This window comes from Tetragenococcus halophilus subsp. halophilus DSM 20339 (assembly GCF_003841405.1).
GTDB classification, from domain to species: domain Bacteria; phylum Bacillota; class Bacilli; order Lactobacillales; family Enterococcaceae; genus Tetragenococcus; species Tetragenococcus halophilus.
Map to the genome: position 1 here is coordinate 626,348 of NZ_PXYA01000001.1, position 20,485 is coordinate 646,832.

The following is a 20,485-nucleotide window of genomic DNA, read 5'->3' on the forward strand; positions in this document are numbered from 1 at the left end:
GCAAAGTTTTTTTATTTTACTACGATAGCATATTTTGTATGGAATGTATCATGTGCTGCTAATTTTTGGATGCCCACTTTTTCTGTCAAATCGCCGCTTGTCTCTGTTGTATCAGCAATACCAACCCAAGGTTCAAGACATACAAAAGGCGATTGTGTAGGATAAGTAGACCAAATCCCAACATAGGAAAAATCTTTAAAAGTTAATGTAACAGAATGTGGTGATTTCTCACTACGAATCGTAAAAGCGTTCAAACCTTTTGTTTCATAAATCAACGCATCATTTTTAAATAATTCATGATTTAAAGCAATCGAAGTATTGGTTTGGCCTAAAGTCCGCTGTTGTAAGTCAATCAAACCATCTTTTAATGGTAGATTGATCCTTGACTTCATCGGAGAAGGGTCCACAAAATAATCTGTAAAGGACAAATGACCTTCTAAAGGTACATTAAAAGCAGGGTGACCACCGATGGAAAAATACATTTCTTCATCGGTGGTATTTTTTACTTGATAGTTTACTGTTAAACCATCACCACCCAAACTATAGCCAATAATTAATTCAAAATCAAAAGGATATACTTTTTTCGTTTCTTCCGTGTTTTTTAAACGAAAACTAGCTGAATCTTCTCTTTGCTCGATTACTTCAAAAACCATATCTCTGGCAAATCCGTGTTGAGATAAACGATAACTTTTATCCTTATATACATAAGTATTGTCTTTTAATGAACCGACGATGGGAAACAAAACTGGCGCATGTCTTTTCCAATAATTTGGATCAGCTTGCCAAATATATTCAATATCAGCGTCTTTACGTTTTAAACTCGCTAACTCAGCGCCTTTTTCATTGAGAACTGCTTTTAAATGATCCGTTTCAATCGTAACCGCCATCGCATATTCCTCTTTTCTTCAAAATTAGGCTTTATCTAATTCATCTTTAAAGCGATGATTTAAAACTTTCAGATAAGTTCCTTTCATACCTAATGAACGTGATTCAATAATACCCGCAGATTCAAGTTTTCGCAAAGCATTGACAATAACAGAACGGGTAATACCGATCTTATCGGCAATATTTGAAGCCGTTAAACGTCCTTCATCACCATCTAAGGCTTCAAAAATTGCTTGAACAGCTTTTAATTCACTATAAGAAAGTGTACCAACCGCCATTTGTACAGCCGTTGTACTACGCACATCCTCTTCAATACTCCGTGATTTTTGGTATAAGATTTGCATACCAACAACTGTTGCGCTGTATTCTGCTAGAACCAGATCATCATTATCAAAGGGCTGTTCAATACGCGATAAGATAATTGTTCCTAAACGTTCACCAGCGCCGAAGATCGGAACCACGGTGGTTAAACCATTAGGATATTTCTCCCGCAATTCCACCGGAAAAGCTGTCATATCACTTTCAATAGTAATATTGGCCTCTGTTGATTTCAATTGATCGACCATATTCGCATAACTTGTAGGAAATTGTTTTTGTAAAAACATATTTTTGACACGTTCGTTATTGACATCCAATATTTCCGTAAAGCCTAAGACACTACCATCAGCACTAATAATGTAGGTATTACTATTTAAAATATCTCCTAATACATCCGCCATTTCACCATAAGGTAAGTCCGAATCTGTGTTAAAAGTGTTATTTTGCTGCAATAACTCATTAATTTTTCTTGTTTGTTCTAAAAGTGTACTCATCATCTTCTCCTTTACTTACTTTCCAACTATTCGACAAATTTTTACAGAATGTAACGACTTAAATCCTTATTTTTAGCAATATCAGACAATTTATCTTCAACATATGCTTCTGTGATTTGGATTTCTCCCATTTGCATGTCAGAAGCTTCAAATAACAAGTCTTCTAATAATCTTTCTAAAATGGTATGCAAACGTCTAGCTCCGATATTATCGGTGTCACGATTAACTTCAAAGGCAATATTAGCAATTTTTTCAATCGCTTCTTTAGTAAATGTCACACTTACATTTTCAGTTTCTAATAAAGCAACGTATTGCTTAACTAAAGCGTTATTAGGTTCTTTTAGAATCTTAACAAAGTCTTCTGCATTTAAATCATCTAATTCAACGCGGATTGGAAAACGTCCTTGTAATTCAGGAATGAGATCACTTGGTTTAGATACATGGAAAGCACCAGACGCAATGAACAAAATATGATCTGTTTGTAAAGCACCATATTTTGTGTTTACTTGTGAGCCCTCAACGATCGGTAAAATATCTCTTTGTACACCTTCTCTGGAAACATCGCCAGATTGCTCTGATTTTGCCGTAACTTTATCAATTTCATCAATAAAGATGATACCGCTAGATTCAGCTAATTTAATCGCTTCACTGTGAATATCAGCATCATTAACTAATTTTGCTGATTCTTCTTGGATTAAAAGCTCTCTAGCATCTTTTACCGGCAAAGTACGATCAACTTTTTTATTGGGTTTTAATTGAGAGAATGCTTCACTTAAGTCAATTCCCATTTGTTCTAAGCCATTATTCATCATGGGGTTTTGACTTTTTTCTTCTTCTACTTGAATCGTCACTTCACGACTATCCAAAACCCCTTTTTGTAATTGCTCAAAAATAGCTTGGCGATTACTTCTAATTTCTTCAGTTAATTCTTCTTCAGGTTCTTCATTTTCTTGTTGTTGTTGATTGGGGTTAAACATATTCATCATTTGTTCATAGGGATTTTGATTGTTCCGTTTTTCTTTTTTGATCCCTGGTGCTAAAGCTTTAGCTAAACGACGGTTCGCTTTTTTCTCTGCTTGGCTATAAACACCGCTGTATTTTTCTTTTTTAACAATTTGAATTGCATTTTCAACCAAATCACGCACCATAGATTCTACATCACGACCGACATAACCGACTTCGGTAAATTTCGTCGCTTCCACTTTTACAAAAGGTGCTGAAATGGTCTTTGCTAGACGCCGCGCAATTTCTGTTTTCCCAACGCCGGTCGGCCCAATCATCAAAATATTTTTAGGGGTAACATCTTGTTGCATTTGTTCGTCTAACTGTAAACGTCGATAGCGATTGCGTAAAGCCACCGCTACTGATTTTTTCGCCTGATCTTGGCCAATAATATAACTATCTAATTCATTTACTATCTCTTTAGGTGTTCTTTCTCGATTTGGCATAAAATTAACATTCCTCCACATTAATATCATGGTTGGTAAAAATACAAATATCTGCTGCAATATTCAAGGCATTTTCTGCAATTTCTTTAGCAGACAATTTATCACTGGCATATTTACGCATAGCTCTAGCAGAAGCTAATGCAAAATTCCCTCCAGAACCAATGGCCAAAATACCATCGTCCGGCGTGATCACTTCGCCTGTACCTGAAACAAGTAACATTTCATCCTTATTCATAACAATTAGCATTGCTTCAAGCTTTTGCATTGAACGTTGTGTACGCCATTCTTGCGCTAGTTCAACAGCAGCTCTTTGTAAATTTCCGTGATATTCATTTAGTTTTTCTTCAAATTTTTCTTCTAGAGTAAATGCGTCAGCTACACTACCAGCAAAGCCAACAACAACTTCTCCGTTATAGATACGACGTACTTTTTGCGCTGTACCCTTCATAACAACTTGTTCTCCCATAGTTACTTGGCCATCTCCAGCCATAGCAAATTTGCCGTCTTTTTCAACCGCACATATCGTTGTTGAATGAAATTGTGATTCCATTGTATTTGTTCCTCCTAATTTTCATTTAGTTTCATGCTCTTGGATGAAACTGACGATAATTTCTTTGTAAGTTTTCTTTAGTTACATGCGTATAAATTTGTGTTGTTGATAAATTAGCATGCCCTAATAGCTCTTGAACCGTCCGCAAATCCGCCCCATTATTTAATAAATGAGTAGCAAAAGTATGTCGTAACATATGCGGGTGAATTTGTGAGTCCAAGCTACTTTTTTTGATTACCTGATTTAAGGCATACTCAATACCCGTTGAAGTGATACCATCACCTAAACGGTTAACAAAAACATATGCATGATCTTTATGGTATTTTTCCATCAAAAAAGAACGTCCTTCAGATAGATATACATCTAAGGCTTCTTGTGCGTAAGCGCCAAAGGGCACATAACGATCCTTGTTTCCTTTTCCATGGATAAACAATACACTGTTTTCCCAATCAATTTGCTCAAGCGTCAATGAAGCACACTCACTCACTCGCAAACCAGAACCATATAAGACCTCTAATAAAGCGCGATCTCTTTGTTGCAAAGGTTTGTTTCCTTGAACACTATCAAATAACACTGCAATCTCTTTTTCATAAAAAAAGCGAGGTAATTTGACATTCTTTTTTTTCAAATGAACATAAGAAAAGGGATTTTCTTCTATCACTTCATGTTTTAATAAAAAATGATAAAAAGAACGCAAGCTGGCAATTTTGCGGCTAACGGTGTTACGACTATAACTTTGTTCATTTAATTCACTTAAATAAACGCGTACATCGCGATGATCAATCTGCAAATAATTAGCATCTCCAGAGTCTTTTAAAAAGACAAAAAAATTATCAATATCTTCTTTATAAGCCTCTTTTGTTTTTTCAGAATAACCGCGCTCAACCGTGAGATAACGGTAATATTCCTTTGGCCAATCTTTTGTCATCTTGCACTTCCTCTTTTTCCTATTTCTTTTAAAATGTAGCATAGAACGGATAAAAATACAAATAAACTGTCAGAATTTAACCAATATTTCAAATTCTGCTCACAATTGAAAAAATTATGAATTTTATATCTACCCATCTTTTATAACTTTTTCAAAGGGGAAAAAATCCATAATGTCTTAAGACATCATGGAAATTTTTTCTTTATTTTTGTTCGTCTTCTTTATAATCACAGTTGGAACAAACGACTTGTTTACTAGCTTTTTTCTTTTTCTCAACTAGATAATGAGCGCATTTCGGACAATTGCGTCCAATGGGTTTGTTCCAGGAAATAAAGTCACAATCAGGATAACGGTCACAGCCATAAAAGATACGATTTTTCTTTGATTTTCTTTCAATGACCTGTCCTTTTTGACATTTAGGGCAGGTTACGCCGATTTCTTTGACAATTGGTTTGGTATTACGACATTCAGGGAAATTACTGCAAGCATAAAATTTACCATATCTACCTAATTTTATAACCATTGGATGCCCACAAACATCACAATCAAAGCCAGCTGGTTCATCTTTGATCTCTATCTTTTCCATTTTTTCTTCAGCCGTTTCTAACTCTTTTTCAAACGGTTGATAGAAACGATCGATGACTTTAACCCACTCTTCTTTTCCTTCCTCAATATGGTCTAAGTCCTCTTCCATTCCAGCTGTAAAGGACGCATCGACGATTTCCGGAAAGAAATCTTCAATAAGGTTGTCGACAATTTCACCTAATTCAGTAGGCTCAAAACGTTTTTGTGTGAGCTTAACGTAATAACGTTTCTGGATTGTTTGTAAAGTCGGCGCATAAGTAGATGGCCGTCCAACACCATTTTCTTCCAAAGTTCGAATAAGTGTTGCTTCACTAAAACGAGCAGGTGGTTGGGTAAAGTGCTGATTTGGCGTAATGTCTTCTGATTGTACAATATCGCCAGATGCTAGTTCTGGCAAAACATTTTCCTTGTCCTTCTTACCATCATCTCGGCCTTCAACATATACTTCCATAAAACCTTTGAATTTCACTTTAGAACCATTTGCCACAAAAATAACACCATTTTGATCTAAGGTAGCTTTTACTGTATCAAGAATGGCTGGTTTCATTTGACTGGCGATAAGACGTGACCAAATCAAACGATATAACTTCAACTGATCTTTATCTAAATATTTTCCAATTTCTTCTGGACTACGCATCGCACTTGTTGGACGAATTGCTTCGTGAGCATCTTGGGCGCCCTGCGCATTTTTTAATTTTTTATTACTATGAGCGGCATAGTTTTTACCATAAGTCTGTTCAATAAAATCTGTCGCTTCTTGTTTAGCAGTATCAGAAATTCTTTTAGAATCAGTACGCATATAAGTGATTAAACCAGTCGTACCGCCTTTTCCCAAAGAGATTCCTTCATATAACTGTTGCGCGACCATCATTGTTTTGCCTGTTCGAAAATTCAATTTACGAGCAGCTTCTTGTTGCATACTACTTGTGGTAAAAGGTGCGGCTGGATTTCTTTTACGTTCTTTTTTTTCAACCTTAGTTACATTATAATCTTTGCCAGATATACGTTGAGTAACTTCCTTAACCGCATCTTCATTAGGTAATTTTTTCTTTTTACCATCAAGTCCCCAAAAATTGGCCTTGAATTTTTTTCGACCTTTTTTAAAATTACCGTCAATACTCCAGTACTCTTCTGGCGTAAAATTACGGATTTCTTTTTCTCGGTCAATGATCATTTTAAGAGCAACTGATTGCACACGCCCCGCACTCAAACCTTTTTTTACCTTACGCCAAAGAATCGGGCTAATAGAGTAACCAACCAAACGATCCAACACACGACGTGCTTGTTGCGCATCAATTAAATCTAAATCAATCGTTCTTGGTTCTTTAAAGGCTTCTTTAACAGCGTCTTTTGTAATTTCATTAAAGACCACGCGATTTTTATCATGAGGATCTAAGCCTAAAATATAAGACAAGTGCCAAGCAATAGCTTCCCCTTCTCTATCCGGGTCACTAGCAAGATAAACTCTTTCTGCTTTTTTTGCATGTTTTTTTAAATCTTTAATAACATCACCTTTACCACGGATCGTGATATAATAAGGCTCATAGTTGTTTTCAACGTCGATGCCCATTTTGCTTTTTGGTAAGTCACGAACATGTCCAACACTGGCTACAACTTTATAATTACGGCCAAGATATTTTTCAATCGTTTTAGCTTTTGCTGGTGATTCCACAATCACCAAATATTTATAAGCCATTAAAAGGCCCCTTTCGTAAATGGTTTATTCTATATATCGTGCCATTTAATTTTCAAATAACAAATCGTAGCCTATCATAGCCATTTGAAATGAGTTTGTCAAGAAAGGAAACACATAGGTCTTAAATACTGCTTTAAAAATTAGGCAATTCTTCTAAAATATCTTGTACTGAAACCACGCATTTGGCACCGTCTTGAATAAGACGATGACAACCATCAGATTGGCCAGTTAAAATTTCACCTGGTATAGCAAAAACTTCTTTTCCATAATCTAGCGCTAATTGTGCAGTAATCAAAGATCCACTACGCTCCTTTGCTTCGATGACGCAAGTTGCTTTACTTAAACCCGCGATGATTCGATTCCGCATAGGAAAATGATTTTTTTGAATTGGTGTACCTTGTGGGTATTCACTTAAAACCAAATGATTTTTCTTCATTTCACCAAAAAGTGCACTAACTTCCCTGGGATAACAAATATCCAAACCACAGCCAACAACACCGATGGTTAAACCGCCTGAACGAATTGTCATTTCATGGCTCATTCGATCAACACCTTTTGCTAAACCACTTACAATCACAAACTGTCGCTTTACAATAGTAGGAAGTAGTTTACTGATAACTTGTGTTGAGTATTTACTTGCTTGTCGCGCGCCTACAAAAGCTAAACGTGGATAATCTAACAAGTCAAGATTGCCTCTATAAAAGATCACTAATGGAGGATAAGGCAGCTCTAGTAATTCTGCTGGGTAATCTGATGATAACCAAGTGACATATTGCTGATCTTGTAACTTTTCTTTTAGCCAATCATCACTAATTTCTCGAAAGCTTTGCCGAAACATTCCCTTATATCGATTGATTTGTGCAATCTGTATCACATCTTCCACAAAAAAGTTTTCAGCCTGGAATTTTTCATAAAATTTCACAATTTTCCATTTTCCAATTAAACCGATCCCTTTACAATAAGTTAATTTCAATACTGTTTTCTCAATCATCGATAATTCTTCGTAATTCAAAAAAATCCCCCTCTTTTTAAGTATTTATTAATAAATACGCAAAAAAGAGGGATTTCTTTTTTATAAATATTTTTTTATTGGTGCATACGACTTACGATGAATGGCTGTAATACCATATTCTTTTAATCCAGTTAAATGAGCCTTAGTGCCATAACCAGCATTTTTATCAAAAGCATAATGAGGATGTATCTTATGATATTCTTTCATCAGCTGGTCACGGTAAACTTTAGCAATAATACTAGCGGCAGCGATCGATACACTTCTAGCATCACCTTTTATGATTTTTTCTTGTGGAATATTAATATCTATAGACATCGCGTCAATCAATAGATGATCTGCTTTTACTGCTAAATTTTCCACCGCTTTTGTCATCGCCATTTTGCTTGCTTGATAAATATTTACTTGATCAATTTGTTCAGCAGAAATTTCGCCAATTCCGATGGCCGTTGCTTGTTCTTTAATTTTATTATCCAAATCTAGGCGCTTCTTTTCACTAAGTTGTTTTGAATCATTGAGTCCTAAAATTTCACTACCTTCAGGTAAAATAACCGCTGCCGCGACAACCGGTCCAGCCAGAGGTCCCCGTCCCACTTCATCAATGCCAGCAATCAAATGGTGACCTTGTTTGTAACATGAACGTTCGAAAGCTTGCATGGTATAAAACTGCTCTTTTAATGTTTCTTTTTGTGCTAAACGTCTTTCTAATTGCAAGAGAAGTTTTTGCACACCTTTACGTTCATCCATTTGCAATTGCTTAACATAAGGATCAGTCATCGTTTCAGTAGCTAATAAATGCGTTTTTATCTCAGAAATTGCTTCTTTTGCCATCTACTCACTCATTTCTTCATAACGATCTAAAGTATACTTACCCAACTTGCCTTCTCTTACATCATGGATGATACGTTGGCTTCCTTTATCGTAATCATCTTGAAAACCTTGCTTTTTAGTAATCAACATTAATAGTTCAGCTGTAGAAAACGCTAAGTCTTCTTGTGTTAATTGATAACGATCTGCAAGTTGTTCTGGATAAAATTGCTTGAAAAATTCCAAAGCATAAATAGCAATATCATCCTGATGAAACAATTGGTCCTTAATGGCACCTGTTAGTGCTAACTTTTTACCAATTTCTTGATCTTCAAATTTAGGCCATAAAATACCCGGTGTATCTAATAATTCTAAATCTTTTTTATAACGTATCCATTGTTGACCTTTTGTGACGCCCGGTTTATTTCCCGTCTGAGCCATTTTTTTCCCTGCCAAACGATTGAGTAATGTTGATTTTCCGACATTAGGAATACCGATTACCATAGCTCGTATAGCCCTTGGCTTTAACCCTTTTTCCTGTTCACGTTGCAGTTTTTCAGCGAGTGCTTCTTTTGTTTTGGGCAGAATAGATTTACTGCCCTTATTATCTTGTGAATTAATAGCAAGAGCGGCATAACCTTGCTCGTTAAAATATGTTTCCCATTTTTTTGTTTGCGCAGGATCTGCTAGATCCGCCTTATTGATTAATACAAGACGAGGCTTTTGTTGTAAAATTTCGTCTAGCATTGGATTTCTAGAAGAAATCGGAAGACGTCCATCAACCAACTCAAAAACAATATCAACATGTTTTATTTTTTCGGATACTTGGCGCTTCGCCTTTGCCATATGGCCAGGAAACCATTGAATCGTCATATTATTAAGTCCACTCCTTTCATATCAAGGTTTTAAAGGCCTTGACTCATAGAATTTAAGTTAAAATACTTCGCATGGGACAAACATGGGACAATTTAAAGATTGCCCTTCAACACCAGATTGTTTCCATACGTTATCTTGTAACCTAGTATCTTTCGCATTTTACCATAAATTGTTTCAATATCAAATGCTTGCCATTCTTCACTCAAATCACTAATCATCTTCTGAAGAATGTTATTCTTTAAGTGTCTAGTTTGGTATTCGGGAGGAATTCCTAAAGCTCTTTTAAAATCTTCGAGAGTAAACTTGATTACATCTTTATCTATATTTTCTCTCAAAATCTTATTGAGCCTAGTTGAATACTCACTACAGAAAACCTCCGGATAAAAATCAAGTGGATTGTCTTTATCTAGCCAATGATCAAGAGCATTTACAATTCGTGTTGTACCTTTATTTGAAGTTTGAGCATAAACGTTCATTGTAGTTCTCAAATCTGTATGTCCCACATGAGATTGGATTGATTTTGGATCAACCCCCTCACTATCCTTTAAGTAAGTAATATTAATAAACCTAAAAGAGTGAGGAGTTATATTTTCAACCCATTTAAACCCATACTTACTTTCGCAGTTTTCTCTTAAATCATCTTGAATCCTATGAATAAACGTTCGGTAGGATTTGGAAGTAACTGGCGCACCGTTTAACGTTCTGAATATTGAGTCTGTTTGGACATATGATTTCCAAGGTTTTATTTGATATCTCCTATCTAACTGTTTGCTTTTTTCCATAGCAACAATTAAACTTTTCAAAGCTACCTGGGACAATCCGACTACCCGTTCAGATTCTTCTGTTTTAGGTGGCCCATACTCAAATTTCCCTTTGCCAATTTGAATTAGATTTTTTGTGACTGTTATTCTCCGATTTTCAAAATCGACATCATCTACTGTTAAAGCTCCTGCCTCTCCAATTCGAAGTCCAGTATTTACTAAGAACAAAGTAAGATGGTAATAAACTGGATTCACCGATTTCTTAACCTCTGTTAGGAAAGCATTTAGCTCATGTGGTTCGAGATATTTTAACTTTCTTCTTATTTTGGGTTCCATTTTCTTTTCTCGAGGTAAATTCAACTCGACAACAGACATGGGAGAATAAACTAAAATACGATGTTTTACTGCATATCGAAAAATTTTATTTAAGGTACTCTTAATATGAATCATCGTAGAATATGAACTATCGTATTTTTTTGATAATCAGTTAACAATTTTTCGAGTAATAATGGTGTGATACTTTCAACTAAAACGTCACCATCAATTAATTCATTCACTCTTCGAATCACTAAAATTTCTCGTTCTACTGTTCTTTCATTAACTCCGACTCGCCAATGCTCAAGCCATTTTTCTACAAGTTGAGAGAAACGTAATATTCTATCTGGTTGGGCATATTCATATTCTTCTAAAATTCGATCAATCTTGTCTTCTAATTCACGTTCAGCATTTCTTTGAGCTTTCCGAGTGCTGCCAGAATAAGTCAGAGTAATTTTCGTTCTCTTTCCAGTTAAAGGATTAGTATATCGGCTAATACATTGAAAATTTCCACTTGGTAATTTTACATGTGATGCCATCTCAAATCACTCCTATAAGTTGGTGTGATATTGATTGTAAAAACGTGTAATAGATCTCCTCCAGTCACTATTTTATCACACCAACTTTGTTTTAACAGCGACTTAACGGAAATTGGTTCTTTGCTTATATTTCAAAAATTCATGAAATCCATTAATATTTATCCAAACTAATTTTGGAGTCGGGTTAATAACGTATTTCCTAAAATCTCTACTTCTTCTCATCTCCATCAACCAATGACTCAGCGTATTGACATTCAGATGTTCATATCTTTTCATTAAGCCTTTTTTGTTAGTCCACTCGGTCTCTAATTCTTCATCTTTAGTAAGTTTCATCAAAAGTTCAATTCCTTCCTATTAAATAGTACATACTATACACAAATAAATTATCTCACTATTTCTTTTTGAGAAATCAGAATCAATTCGAAAGTATTCTAATCTATCAGCTGCTCTGCCAAAAGCACATAGGAATTTCACCTCCCCCCAGTAATGGCGGGCCAATTTGGTTACGGAAGTATCATTATCGTAGTCATAATTTTCATATTAAACTTGTCGCTCAAAGGATAACCTTTTCATGGCGTAACTAGAAAATCGCAATCTACATGTACTGATAGATTTACTATTCACTTGTCAAAGAGCGTTAGGCTATTTTCAGCCTATGGAAATCCTTTATTGTAAACTGATAAAAAACTTCCATAGAATGAAAAGGAAAGGGAAAAAATACTTTAACGAGTTGTGTCAAATTCAAGTATCTTCTCAATCAATTTCGTTTCCAGTTGTCTACGCATATATTCATCTACGTACATAACCATTCCTTTTTCTTCTTCATAGACAGGTTTCATGGCTAATCGTGATATATAATTTTGATATTTTGACAGAACGATGGACATGGCGATTGAATCACCAGAGACTGTGGCTTCAATAGTAGCTACTGGTATAAACGGTATATATCGTTTATTTTGCTTCATAATTGCCACCCAAATACTTTCCTAACTCTTCCAAGGCCACTTGTCGTTGGTACCAAACACCGCCGAGACTTTTCCCAATAATATCGCCAATTTCACGATCGTTGAGACCGATGAAGAAGGACATCAAAATGATTTCTTGTCTTAGACTAGATAATGCTGCAATCGCATTTGACAACTCCTCATTTGAAATAAAAATCTTTATACCTAGGACAATAAAGCTACCACTACTATTCATATTTGGTTCTGAATAATAAAACTCTGTATCCAGTCCTTTTTGTTTCAATATCTCCATTGAGATTTGACGTTGGCGAAATCTAGCGTATTTCTTTTGAATGTTTAATGCCTCGTTGCGGACTACTTTCTTACAAAAACTGTCAAACGCGTGTCGAATGTGGGTTTCCCCTGAGTCGCCCATAAATTTTCCTCCTCAAAAAATTCATTCAACTCGTTTTACTTCTATCCCTTTCCATTATTACTACAATTTGGGAGTGAGCATTTTTCGAAAAAACTAAATTTTTTTCAAAATAAAAAAGGCATACAGACAGGAATTGTCTATACGCCTCACAAACAGTTAAAGCTAATATCTTATCTTGCTTTTCATAAATTTGTTATATATATAAGACGCAAATTTCAAGTAGAACTTAGCAACTTATTGAAATTCACTAGTTATTCTATTTTAAACACTATCTAGCATGCGCTTGAAAATGAGCTCGGGCATGGCACTGCGCATAGTAGATTGGTCAGAAGTACTGAGATTAACTCCAAAGAACTGTCCAAAGACCATCATGCCAAGGAGTCTCATCATCAAGCTCATGCGGCAGTGAGCGCAAGTTTCGACATCTCTTCAAGTAAACACTCACGGGGAGAGTGGCGTAGCCTAATATTTTTCTTGGTAACCTGTTCATCCAGTCTTGGACACGCCGTATCAATGATAGGGATACATGTTCCATACGTGTTCCCTTCGAGATAAAGCGCCGAAGCATTCCCGTTTATCCACCATATCCGGTCGTTTCTCGATCAGATCGCCAAAAATTTTTTTGTTTCATCTGTTTCGCGATTTGTTGGTTTTCCGCCGAATCTTGAGATGCTGGTCAATATTTTTTGTTTCCATTAAGCCAAGATCAATATAGTTGTACAGCGTTGTCGTGCAAGGAATCTCTTCATGGGGAAATAAGTTCAGTTTTTTTGCACGTCCCACATGGACATCGGGTGAATACTTTTTTTTCTTCATCTGATAATCAGCATACGCCATGAAGTCTGGAGCTGCAACCCATTTCGGTTGTTTGCGACAGTTTACTTGAGCTCTTTCATAAGAAGCCTGACCAGTATCGGCGGAATAAACGAAGGGCTCATAGCCATAGGTTTTTCCTTTTTGAACTTGACGTTTAATTTGACGGACCGTACCGTTTTTTACTTCAGTATGAATTGTTTGAGGAGCCGTTCGAGTAATTTTGCGATTGCACGATTGGATAGCTGTCGGTCACGTTATTTCCAAGCTTCAATTTTTTTCATTCCTGATACTTAAGGTGTTTGCCTTTGCGTAAATATGTGAAATCCTCAGGACAATTCATCCTTTATTGATTGTGTGGGAACTTCAATAATACATGAAATTGGGTAATGATGTTTTTTATTTTATGAAGTGGCTAAGTTTATTATAAAATATACCTTTTTAATAATTCTTCTCGATATTCTTCAATTAAAAAATTATCTCTGAATCCTTAATCGAGAGTATAAAATATTTTGTGTAAATAGAAAAAAGGAAGTCTCTTCTGTAGAATAGAGTTACCATAACACATTCACAGAATTCCGCGCGACCGCAACGGCGAGTTCAAGCAACAGACTGTTCCTGCTTATAGACGGACGAATGATACCTTAGAGGAGACCGTCATTCACCTCTTCCGAAAAGGTATTACCATGTCGGAAATCGCAGACTTGATTGAGAAAATGTATGGGCATCACTACACGCCCCAAACCATGTCCAACATGACTAAAGTGCTGACTGAAGAAGTAAATGCATTTAAAGTTAGAACTCTAAATGATAAGTATGTCGCTATTTTCATGGATGCTACTTATATTCCTTTAAAACGGCAAACCGTCTCCAAAGAAGCAATCTATATTGCCATTGGTATACGAGAAGACGGCACTAAAGAAGTACTAAGTTATGCGATTGCTCCGACTGAATCGACCTACGTTTGGAATGAGTTGTTACAGGACATTTACTCCAGAGGGGTTCATGATGTCTTACTGTTTATTACCGATGGCTTAAAAGGCATGAAAGATACGATTCACCAGATTTATCCTAAAGCTAAATACCAACATTGCTGTGTTCACGTTTCCCGTAATATTGCTCATAAAGTACGTGTCAAAGATCGAAAAGAAATCTGTGATGATTTTAAGGCTGTTTATCAAGCTAGCTCAAAGGAAGAGGCAAATACCTTTTTAGGGAGTATGATTGAGAAGTGGCAGAAAACTTATCCTAAAGTGACGCAGTCACTGATAAAAAATCAAGATTTATTGACTTTTTATGAGTTTCCGCCTGGTATCCGCCGAAGCATTTACTCAACTAATTTAATCGAATCTTTCAATAAATAAATCAAGAAATACAGCCGCAGAAAAGAGCAGTTTCAAAATGAAGAATCACTAGAGCGTTTCCTAGTATCCATCTTTGATACATACAATCAAAAATTCTTAAATAGAAGCCATAAAGGCTTCCAACAAGTGACGGATACATTAGCTTCAATGTTTACTGAGTAACCCATTATTTTGCAGAAGGACGAGTTATTTACACAAAATTATTGACGCTCCCGGTTGGTACAACAAGAATTGCAGTAGCATAGTCACCATTGATGAAACTACTTAATGATTAAATTGAGCAATTTCTCAAATAGCACAAACTGCTCTTCATAAAACGAAAAGCAGTTCATAATGTATTTAGATATTTCATTGTGCTATTGACCAGAAACACACTATTTAAGGTACCTTTCTCTTTTCGCTGAGATTCACCAACTTCAATTGCACAAAAAAGCGTGAGCACAAGGCTCACACTTTTTCTAGTTGACTATCCTAAAAATTCGAAAACATCTTTACGATCATACAATTTCAAGATTTTTTCAAATAAGATTTGACCTACGAAAGCAGCTACGATTGGTACAACAAACCAGCTGATTAATAGTAGAATAATACTCAAACCGGCGTCCAATGAAGCCAACGGACCTACCAACCCTACCAAACCGAAACCAGCAGAAGCAGGAGTCCCTGAGACTGAGAATAACGCTGCTGGAATTGCTGAGATGATAGCGGTGAATAGACATGGCACCAAGATAATTGGTTTCCTAAACAAGTTTGGCATCATCATTTTCATAGCACCCAATGCGATGGCCAAAGTAACCCCTGGTTTGTTGACTTTCCAAGAGTTAACTACCAAGACAACTGTTGTTGCGGTAACACCCATAGCGGCTGCACCAGCAGAAACACCGTTCAATTGAATTGCCATACCAATGGCAACTGTAGAGATCGGCGAGATAATCAAGAAAGCAAAGGAACATGCAATCAAGATTGACATCAAAATTGGTTGCAAAGTAGTAAAGGTATTAATTAAGTCACCGATAGCGGCAGTAATCTTGGTTACGTAAGGATATAAATAATAGCCGATTAGACCAGCGCCGATACCAACAACGATTGGTGTTGCAACAATTGCCACGGACCCAAATTTTTCGCCGATCAACAAGATCATGCCGACAGCGATTGATGCAGTAATCATGGTATTGATGATGTCTCCGGTACCAGCACCGATATAAGTAGCTGTGTCAGGATTGAATTTCACAACACCGGAGCCAACGAAAGCTGCACCGGCAACTACTAACATTTGCATTGGTTTGAAGCCAAACTGCACCGCAATCAAAGCGCCAATCAATAGTGGAGTAGCTAGTTGGAAAATAACTGCCATTTGTGTGATCGTTACTGCTAAGGTATTTTCACCAAATAATTTCAAAATTGCTGCCAATACCGCGTTAGGAATCAACCCTACGATGATCCCCGTTGCGGTACCCGCTAATACTTTATTTAAAAATATTTTTGGAGTTAATTTTTCTTCCATTTTCTCGTCCTCTTTCTAATGATTACTATTTCGCTCCTAGAATTTCTTCTTTACTATGAACCAGTTGCGTTAAGAAATCACAGTAAGGAGTTACTACGCCATATTTTTTACCTTTACGAGAAATGGCTCCGTTGATGTAGTCAATCTCGGTCAAACGGTTATTTTTTATCAAATCTTGGTGCATCGATGGGAAATGCATACCAATCGTAGTCGGGTCAAAACAAGTTTCTACATGTTCGATTACTTCGGGAATGTCTAAGTTGACGTTTTCTTTGGCAGCAACAGCTGCAAATTCGTTAACAATAGTCACTACCATGTCATGAGCAGGTTTGGTTGCACCAAGCCCCGCCATATTGACGTCTAAAATCGTGCATAAGCCATTCATCGTACCATTGACACAAGCTTTATGATAAATTGAATAATGAATGTTGTCGGAATATTTGGCATTTAAACCAGACGCGGACAAAGTTTCCGCCAATTTTTTCGCTGATTCTTCTTGGCCAATACCTAGATTTTGCAATTTAACAGACCCGCTGCCAAATAATTTAGCCTTGCCGGGACCTTCTAGACCAGCAGTCCACATGGTGTTGCCGATAAAGATTTTTTCCATCGGTACGAATTTTTCGATTACGTCTTCATGACCGATACCGTTTAAAAGACACAAAACTTCTGTGTGATCAGCAATTAATGGTTTAACATCCTGCAGCATTTTTTCCAACTGCATTGCCTTCGTGAATAAGATAATCAAATCAAATTGCTCACCAGTGGGCACCTCATTCTGATTAACAATTGGGACTTTAACAGTAATTTCTTCGCCATTATAATTAGCCTTCAATCCGTTTTCTTTGATGGCATTGATATGCTCCTGCCAGCCGTCGATTAGCAAAACATCGTTACCACCTTGTTTCAACATCAGTCCGAACCGGGAACCCATCGCGCCGGCCCCTGCAATTGCAATTTTCATAAATAAAAGCCTCCAAACTTAATTTATAATAAGTGAACATTTTTCACATTTCTCATTATAGAGTTTTCATTCGGAAACTTCAAGTAGGAGAGTGTAAAAGTATTAAATGGCAATTAATTTAAAATGCTAAAGTTAAACTTAATGAACAAAGTAATGCCACTGGACCTAAGTTCAGTATGACAAGGGCCAAAGGCTAAATATTTGGCCCTAAACCAAGCAGAACAAGGTCCAAGAGCTAAACATTTGGACTTAAAAACAATTAAGAAAGGGCCAAACATAAAGCACTTGGCCCAAAGTCTAAGAAGGAAAGGGCCAAAAATATAAAATTGGTCTTAAATATAAGTAAAAAAGGGCCACTTTTTAGTTACTTAAAAACATTTGCAAATACTGTTTCCTAATCCTAGTTAGCAAAATAAAAATAATTATTCTTTTCATTAAAATCATTTACAAAAAAATCTTGTAAAGTCGGCTATTTGAACTTTACAAGATTTCTCTTTAAATAAATTTCATATGCGGCAAAGGATAGTAAACAAAATGAGCGGTTCCCAAGATCTCATCTTCTGAAATTGCGCCAAAAGAACGACTATCTTTTGAAAGACGACGATTATCACCGATGACAAAATAACTATCTTTTCCTAATTTCTTTACACCCATTAATTCTTCAAAATCAAAATCATGGGTATAAGGAGCTGATTCGTCATCACTATGGAGATTATCTTCTAGGAAAGGTTCAGCTACTTTTTTATCATTGATATAAAGCTGATCATCTTTATAACTAACCGATTCGCCTGGTAAGCCGATAACTCTTTTAACATAAGTGCTACCATCTGGGAGGTTAAAAACAACAACATCAAAACGTTTAACACTTGATAAACGCTCAACTAATACCATATCTCCTTGTGACACAGTATCTTCCATTGAACTTCCTTGCACTGGCATAGGAATTAACAAAAACCCTCGAATCAAAAGTGCTAGCAGACCAGCAGCAAATGAATATTTTATTATCAGCCAAAACCATTCGAAAAATCGTTCTTTATTCATCTAGCTATCGACCTCGTCTAGTTCCTCATTTTGTTAGTTCTTCAATTGCTTTTTTATACACTGAATCAGAATTTTGGATCTTTTTAACAACCTCTTGTTCAATAGCTGTGCTAGTCTTTTTATCTACACTACCACTTTGTGCAATGTCTTGTTCTTCTTGAAAGTCTTTTACAGCTTGTACAGTTTTATCGTTAAACTCATCGCCTTTTGTGTCATACCCTAATGCTTGCAAAAACTTATGCAAGTTCTTAACCGTATCTGATTGATCGCCCTTCTCAAAAGTTTCATCTTTTGGTAGCGGAGGTAAGTAAGCATAATCCGGTAAATCAGCTTCTATTGTTGGTTCAACACCTTTTTCATTGATCCATTCGCCCTTTGGCGTTAACCATTTTTGTACGGTCATTTTGACTTCACTATCGTCAGAAAAGTCACTCACGCTTTGAACAGTTCCTTTTCCAAAAGTATTCGTTCCAACAATCGGCGCATTAGCTGACTCTTTTAAAGCCGCCGCAAAAATTTCTGAAGCTGAAGCACTTTGTTTATCCACTAGTACCGTGGTAGGCTCGTTCACTTTAAAACCGCCGTCCAATTTTTCAGAAGCTTTACTTTTACCTGTAATCTCTTCATCAGTTCCAAATTGAACAATAGTTTTACCATCAGCTAAAAACATACTAGCCATTTCCTCTACTTGATCTAAATAACCCCCAGGATTTTGACGGAGATCAATCACAAAAGATTTGGCTCCTTGTTTGCGTAAATCCTTAATTGCATCTCTTAACTCTTTAGCTGTATTTTCATTAAAACTGGCAATTTCAATACTGCCCACCTCTTGATGGTCTTCATCAAGTTCATAATCCAAAGACTCAAGCGGGATTGTATCGCGCTTGATTTCGACATCAAAATTTTCATCGTCACGCTCCACAGCTAGTTTTACAGTAGAACCCTTCTTGCCTCGAATGGTCTGCACAACTGAATCAAGGTCTTTACCCTCGGTCTTTTTTCCATCAACTTCAAGAATCTTGTCTTTTGCCTGTAAGCCAGCTTTTTCAGCGGGACTATCTTTTACAGGTGCTTCAGAAACTTCTGGCAAGTCATCGACAATCGTCAAAGTTGCTCCGATCCCTTCAAAATCACCAGATAATGACTCGGTAAATTCTCCGGCTTCTTGTTTTCCTAGATAAGAAGTATAAGGATCATCTAAAGAATCCGTCATTCCTTCCAGTGCACCTTCAATTAAGTCTTCATCGTCAACATCTTCATAATAGTTTTCTTGAATATCATTATACAAAGCATGAACTTTGTACAAATCATTCTGGGAAAGAGAAGAAGATTGGAAAAATTCACTTGAAGTGACCCAATAAACTAGGCCTCCCGATATAAGAGCTACAAGAACTAAAGAAATAATGAAGCTTTTCAAAGATATCTTTTTATTTTTCATGTAACACCTCAATTCTATTGAACGACTTTACCGATTGTTTTCTAAATATTTTTGCCAAACACTATCAAAAATATCCATATTACTTAAATAATCAACATTCATCTCTAAGTAATCAGAAATTTCCTCATAACTATCACTTTGCTTAGGAAATTGAATATCTTTAGCCACATTATTAGCAAAGACTTGAATTTCATCAGCTGCATTTGGGCCTCTTAAGGTCATTAAATAATGGTAAAAACTACGCTTCATTCGCCCCAATTCTCCTTTATAAAGGCAGCGCGTTTTGCATGATTTCTAGCAAAATTTTCGGGATTTTTCTTATAAAAATCTTGGTGATACATTTCCGCAGGATAAAATGTTTGCGCAGGTTCAATTTGGGTAACGATCGGTTTGTTAAAGCGACCGCTGTTTTCTAGTGCTTGACGACTTTTTTCCGCAATTTCTTTTTGTTCTTCATTTAAATAATAAATGACTGGACGATAATTATCTCCGCGATCTTGGAATTGTCCAAAAGCATCTGTTGGATCTGTTTGTTGCCAGTAAAGTTCGACTAAATCTTTGTAAGAAATAATTTCTGGGTCAAAAATGATTTCAACTGCTTCTGTGTGTCCGGTTGTCTTGGTAACAACTTGTTCATAAGTTGGATTTTCTACATGACCACCGGTGTAACCTGATACTACTGAATAAATTCCAGGCTGTTCATCAAAAGGATGTACCATACACCAAAAACAGCCGCCAGCAAAAATTGCTCTTTGTTTCATACAATCACT

19 protein-coding genes and 2 pseudogenes are annotated in these 20,485 nt (G+C 36.3%); 1 reads left to right on the top strand and 20 read right to left on the bottom strand.

Annotated features, from left to right (window positions below; genetic code table 11):
* Window positions 1–11: 11 nt before the first annotated feature.
* The 14 genes and pseudogenes from C7K42_RS02920 to C7K42_RS13450 all read right to left on the bottom strand — a co-directional run bounded on the left by C7K42_RS02920 (window position 12) and on the right by C7K42_RS13450 (window position 13,747).
* Entirely contained in the window at window positions 12–887 is an 876-nt protein-coding gene (locus tag C7K42_RS02920) for an aldose 1-epimerase family protein (protein WP_014124939.1), read from the bottom strand.
* A gap of 24 nt (window positions 888–911) precedes the next feature.
* On the bottom strand, window positions 912–1,697 hold the full coding sequence (codY, locus tag C7K42_RS02925; protein WP_014124940.1) for a GTP-sensing pleiotropic transcriptional regulator CodY: 786 nt from the start codon (window positions 1,695–1,697) through the stop codon (window positions 912–914).
* A gap of 41 nt (window positions 1,698–1,738) precedes the next feature.
* Window positions 1,739–3,145, bottom strand: coding sequence for an ATP-dependent protease ATPase subunit HslU (gene hslU / locus C7K42_RS02930; RefSeq protein WP_014124941.1), 1,407 nt, complete (start codon window positions 3,143–3,145; stop codon window positions 1,739–1,741).
* Between the two features lie 4 nt (window positions 3,146–3,149).
* Window positions 3,150–3,695: an HslVU peptidase proteolytic subunit gene (gene hslV / locus C7K42_RS02935; RefSeq protein WP_014124942.1), complete on the bottom strand. Its 546-nt coding sequence runs from the start codon at window positions 3,693–3,695 to the stop codon at window positions 3,150–3,152.
* A gap of 31 nt (window positions 3,696–3,726) precedes the next feature.
* Window positions 3,727–4,623, bottom strand: coding sequence for a tyrosine recombinase XerC (gene xerC, locus C7K42_RS02940; protein WP_014124943.1), 897 nt, complete (start codon window positions 4,621–4,623; stop codon window positions 3,727–3,729).
* 202 nt (window positions 4,624–4,825) lie between these two features.
* Window positions 4,826–6,904, bottom strand: coding sequence for a type I DNA topoisomerase (topA, locus tag C7K42_RS02945; RefSeq protein WP_103099642.1), 2,079 nt, complete (start codon window positions 6,902–6,904; stop codon window positions 4,826–4,828).
* Window positions 6,905–7,037: 133 nt separating this feature from the next.
* Entirely contained in the window at window positions 7,038–7,916 is an 879-nt protein-coding gene (gene dprA, locus C7K42_RS02950; protein ID WP_061840535.1) for a DNA-processing protein DprA, read from the bottom strand.
* 60 nt (window positions 7,917–7,976) lie between these two features.
* Window positions 7,977–8,744, bottom strand: a complete 768-nt coding sequence (locus C7K42_RS02955; protein ID WP_061840533.1) for a ribonuclease HII — start codon at window positions 8,742–8,744, stop codon at window positions 7,977–7,979.
* A complete protein-coding gene (gene ylqF, locus C7K42_RS02960) occupies window positions 8,745–9,593 on the bottom strand; it encodes a ribosome biogenesis GTPase YlqF (protein ID WP_014124947.1) in 849 nt (282 codons plus the stop codon).
* A 95-nt stretch (window positions 9,594–9,688) separates the two neighbouring features.
* Window positions 9,689–10,693: a tyrosine-type recombinase/integrase gene (locus C7K42_RS02965; RefSeq protein WP_231960486.1), complete on the bottom strand. Its 1,005-nt coding sequence runs from the start codon at window positions 10,691–10,693 to the stop codon at window positions 9,689–9,691.
* Between the two features lie 110 nt (window positions 10,694–10,803).
* Window positions 10,804–11,211 (bottom strand): hypothetical protein, encoded by a 408-nt coding sequence (locus C7K42_RS13020; protein ID WP_014124949.1) that lies wholly within the window; start codon window positions 11,209–11,211, stop codon window positions 10,804–10,806.
* Window positions 11,212–11,933: 722 nt separating this feature from the next.
* Complete coding sequence (locus C7K42_RS02975) at window positions 11,934–12,176, bottom strand: helix-turn-helix domain-containing protein (protein ID WP_103099641.1); 243 nt, start codon at window positions 12,174–12,176, stop codon at window positions 11,934–11,936.
* Complete coding sequence (locus C7K42_RS02980; RefSeq protein WP_002335626.1) at window positions 12,163–12,591, bottom strand: sigma-70 RNA polymerase sigma factor region 4 domain-containing protein; 429 nt, start codon at window positions 12,589–12,591, stop codon at window positions 12,163–12,165. The genes C7K42_RS02975 and C7K42_RS02980 overlap by 14 nt, the downstream gene beginning before the upstream one ends.
* 395 nt (window positions 12,592–12,986) lie before the next feature.
* Window positions 12,987–13,747: pseudogene (locus C7K42_RS13450) on the bottom strand (transposase).
* A gap of 229 nt (window positions 13,748–13,976) precedes the next feature.
* Between C7K42_RS13450 and C7K42_RS02995 the strand changes: the two are divergent.
* Window positions 13,977–14,930: pseudogene (locus C7K42_RS02995) on the top strand (IS256-like element ISEfm2 family transposase); the annotation flags it as partial.
* Window positions 14,931–15,234: 304 nt separating this feature from the next.
* Here the strand turns inward: C7K42_RS02995 and C7K42_RS03000 are convergent.
* The 6 genes from C7K42_RS03000 to msrA all read right to left on the bottom strand — a co-directional run bounded on the left by C7K42_RS03000 (window position 15,235) and on the right by msrA (window position 20,476).
* Complete coding sequence (locus C7K42_RS03000; protein ID WP_103099789.1) at window positions 15,235–16,272, bottom strand: PTS sugar transporter subunit IIC; 1,038 nt, start codon at window positions 16,270–16,272, stop codon at window positions 15,235–15,237.
* Between the two features lie 25 nt (window positions 16,273–16,297).
* The gene (locus C7K42_RS03005; protein ID WP_103099790.1) at window positions 16,298–17,236 is read right to left on the bottom strand and encodes a 2-dehydropantoate 2-reductase; all 939 of its coding nucleotides are present in this window, start codon (window positions 17,234–17,236) and stop codon (window positions 16,298–16,300) included.
* A 495-nt stretch (window positions 17,237–17,731) separates the two neighbouring features.
* The gene (gene lepB, locus C7K42_RS03010; RefSeq protein WP_061840530.1) at window positions 17,732–18,277 is read right to left on the bottom strand and encodes a signal peptidase I; all 546 of its coding nucleotides are present in this window, start codon (window positions 18,275–18,277) and stop codon (window positions 17,732–17,734) included.
* A 25-nt stretch (window positions 18,278–18,302) separates the two neighbouring features.
* Window positions 18,303–19,715 (bottom strand): S41 family peptidase, encoded by a 1,413-nt coding sequence (locus tag C7K42_RS03015; protein WP_061840528.1) that lies wholly within the window; start codon window positions 19,713–19,715, stop codon window positions 18,303–18,305.
* A 27-nt stretch (window positions 19,716–19,742) separates the two neighbouring features.
* Window positions 19,743–19,964 carry a YozE family protein gene (locus C7K42_RS03020; protein WP_103099791.1) on the bottom strand — a complete coding sequence of 74 codons (222 nt, stop codon included), beginning with the start codon at window positions 19,962–19,964 and terminating at the stop codon, window positions 19,743–19,745.
* Window positions 19,961–20,476 carry a peptide-methionine (S)-S-oxide reductase MsrA gene (msrA, locus tag C7K42_RS03025; protein ID WP_014124958.1) on the bottom strand — a complete coding sequence of 172 codons (516 nt, stop codon included), beginning with the start codon at window positions 20,474–20,476 and terminating at the stop codon, window positions 19,961–19,963. The genes C7K42_RS03020 and msrA overlap by 4 nt, the downstream gene beginning before the upstream one ends.
* Window positions 20,477–20,485: the final 9 nt, after the last annotated feature.

Coding starts and splice junctions, on each gene's coding strand:
- C7K42_RS02920 (WP_014124939.1), bottom strand. CDS start 887: ATGGCGGTTACGATTGAAACGGATCATTTAAAAGCAGTTCTCAATGAA.
- codY (WP_014124940.1), bottom strand. CDS start 1,697: ATGAGTACACTTTTAGAACAAACAAGAAAAATTAATGAGTTATTGCAG.
- hslU (WP_014124941.1), bottom strand. CDS start 3,145: ATGCCAAATCGAGAAAGAACACCTAAAGAGATAGTAAATGAATTAGAT.
- hslV (WP_014124942.1), bottom strand. CDS start 3,695: ATGGAATCACAATTTCATTCAACAACGATATGTGCGGTTGAAAAAGAC.
- xerC (WP_014124943.1), bottom strand. CDS start 4,623: ATGACAAAAGATTGGCCAAAGGAATATTACCGTTATCTCACGGTTGAG.
- topA (WP_103099642.1), bottom strand. CDS start 6,904: ATGGCTTATAAATATTTGGTGATTGTGGAATCACCAGCAAAAGCTAAA.
- C7K42_RS02955 (WP_061840533.1), bottom strand. CDS start 8,744: ATGGCAAAAGAAGCAATTTCTGAGATAAAAACGCATTTATTAGCTACT.
- ylqF (WP_014124947.1), bottom strand. CDS start 9,593: ATGACGATTCAATGGTTTCCTGGCCATATGGCAAAGGCGAAGCGCCAA.
- C7K42_RS02965 (WP_231960486.1), bottom strand. CDS start 10,693: ATGGAACCCAAAATAAGAAGAAAGTTAAAATATCTCGAACCACATGAG.
- C7K42_RS13020 (WP_014124949.1), bottom strand. CDS start 11,211: ATGGCATCACATGTAAAATTACCAAGTGGAAATTTTCAATGTATTAGC.
- C7K42_RS02975 (WP_103099641.1), bottom strand. CDS start 12,176: ATGAAGCAAAATAAACGATATATACCGTTTATACCAGTAGCTACTATT.
- C7K42_RS02980 (WP_002335626.1), bottom strand. CDS start 12,591: ATGGGCGACTCAGGGGAAACCCACATTCGACACGCGTTTGACAGTTTT.
- C7K42_RS03000 (WP_103099789.1), bottom strand. CDS start 16,272: ATGGAAGAAAAATTAACTCCAAAAATATTTTTAAATAAAGTATTAGCG.
- C7K42_RS03005 (WP_103099790.1), bottom strand. CDS start 17,236: ATGAAAATTGCAATTGCAGGGGCCGGCGCGATGGGTTCCCGGTTCGGA.
- lepB (WP_061840530.1), bottom strand. CDS start 18,277: ATGAATAAAGAACGATTTTTCGAATGGTTTTGGCTGATAATAAAATAT.
- C7K42_RS03015 (WP_061840528.1), bottom strand. CDS start 19,715: ATGAAAAATAAAAAGATATCTTTGAAAAGCTTCATTATTTCTTTAGTT.
- C7K42_RS03020 (WP_103099791.1), bottom strand. CDS start 19,964: ATGAAGCGTAGTTTTTACCATTATTTAATGACCTTAAGAGGCCCAAAT.
- msrA (WP_014124958.1), bottom strand. CDS start 20,476: ATGAAACAAAGAGCAATTTTTGCTGGCGGCTGTTTTTGGTGTATGGTA.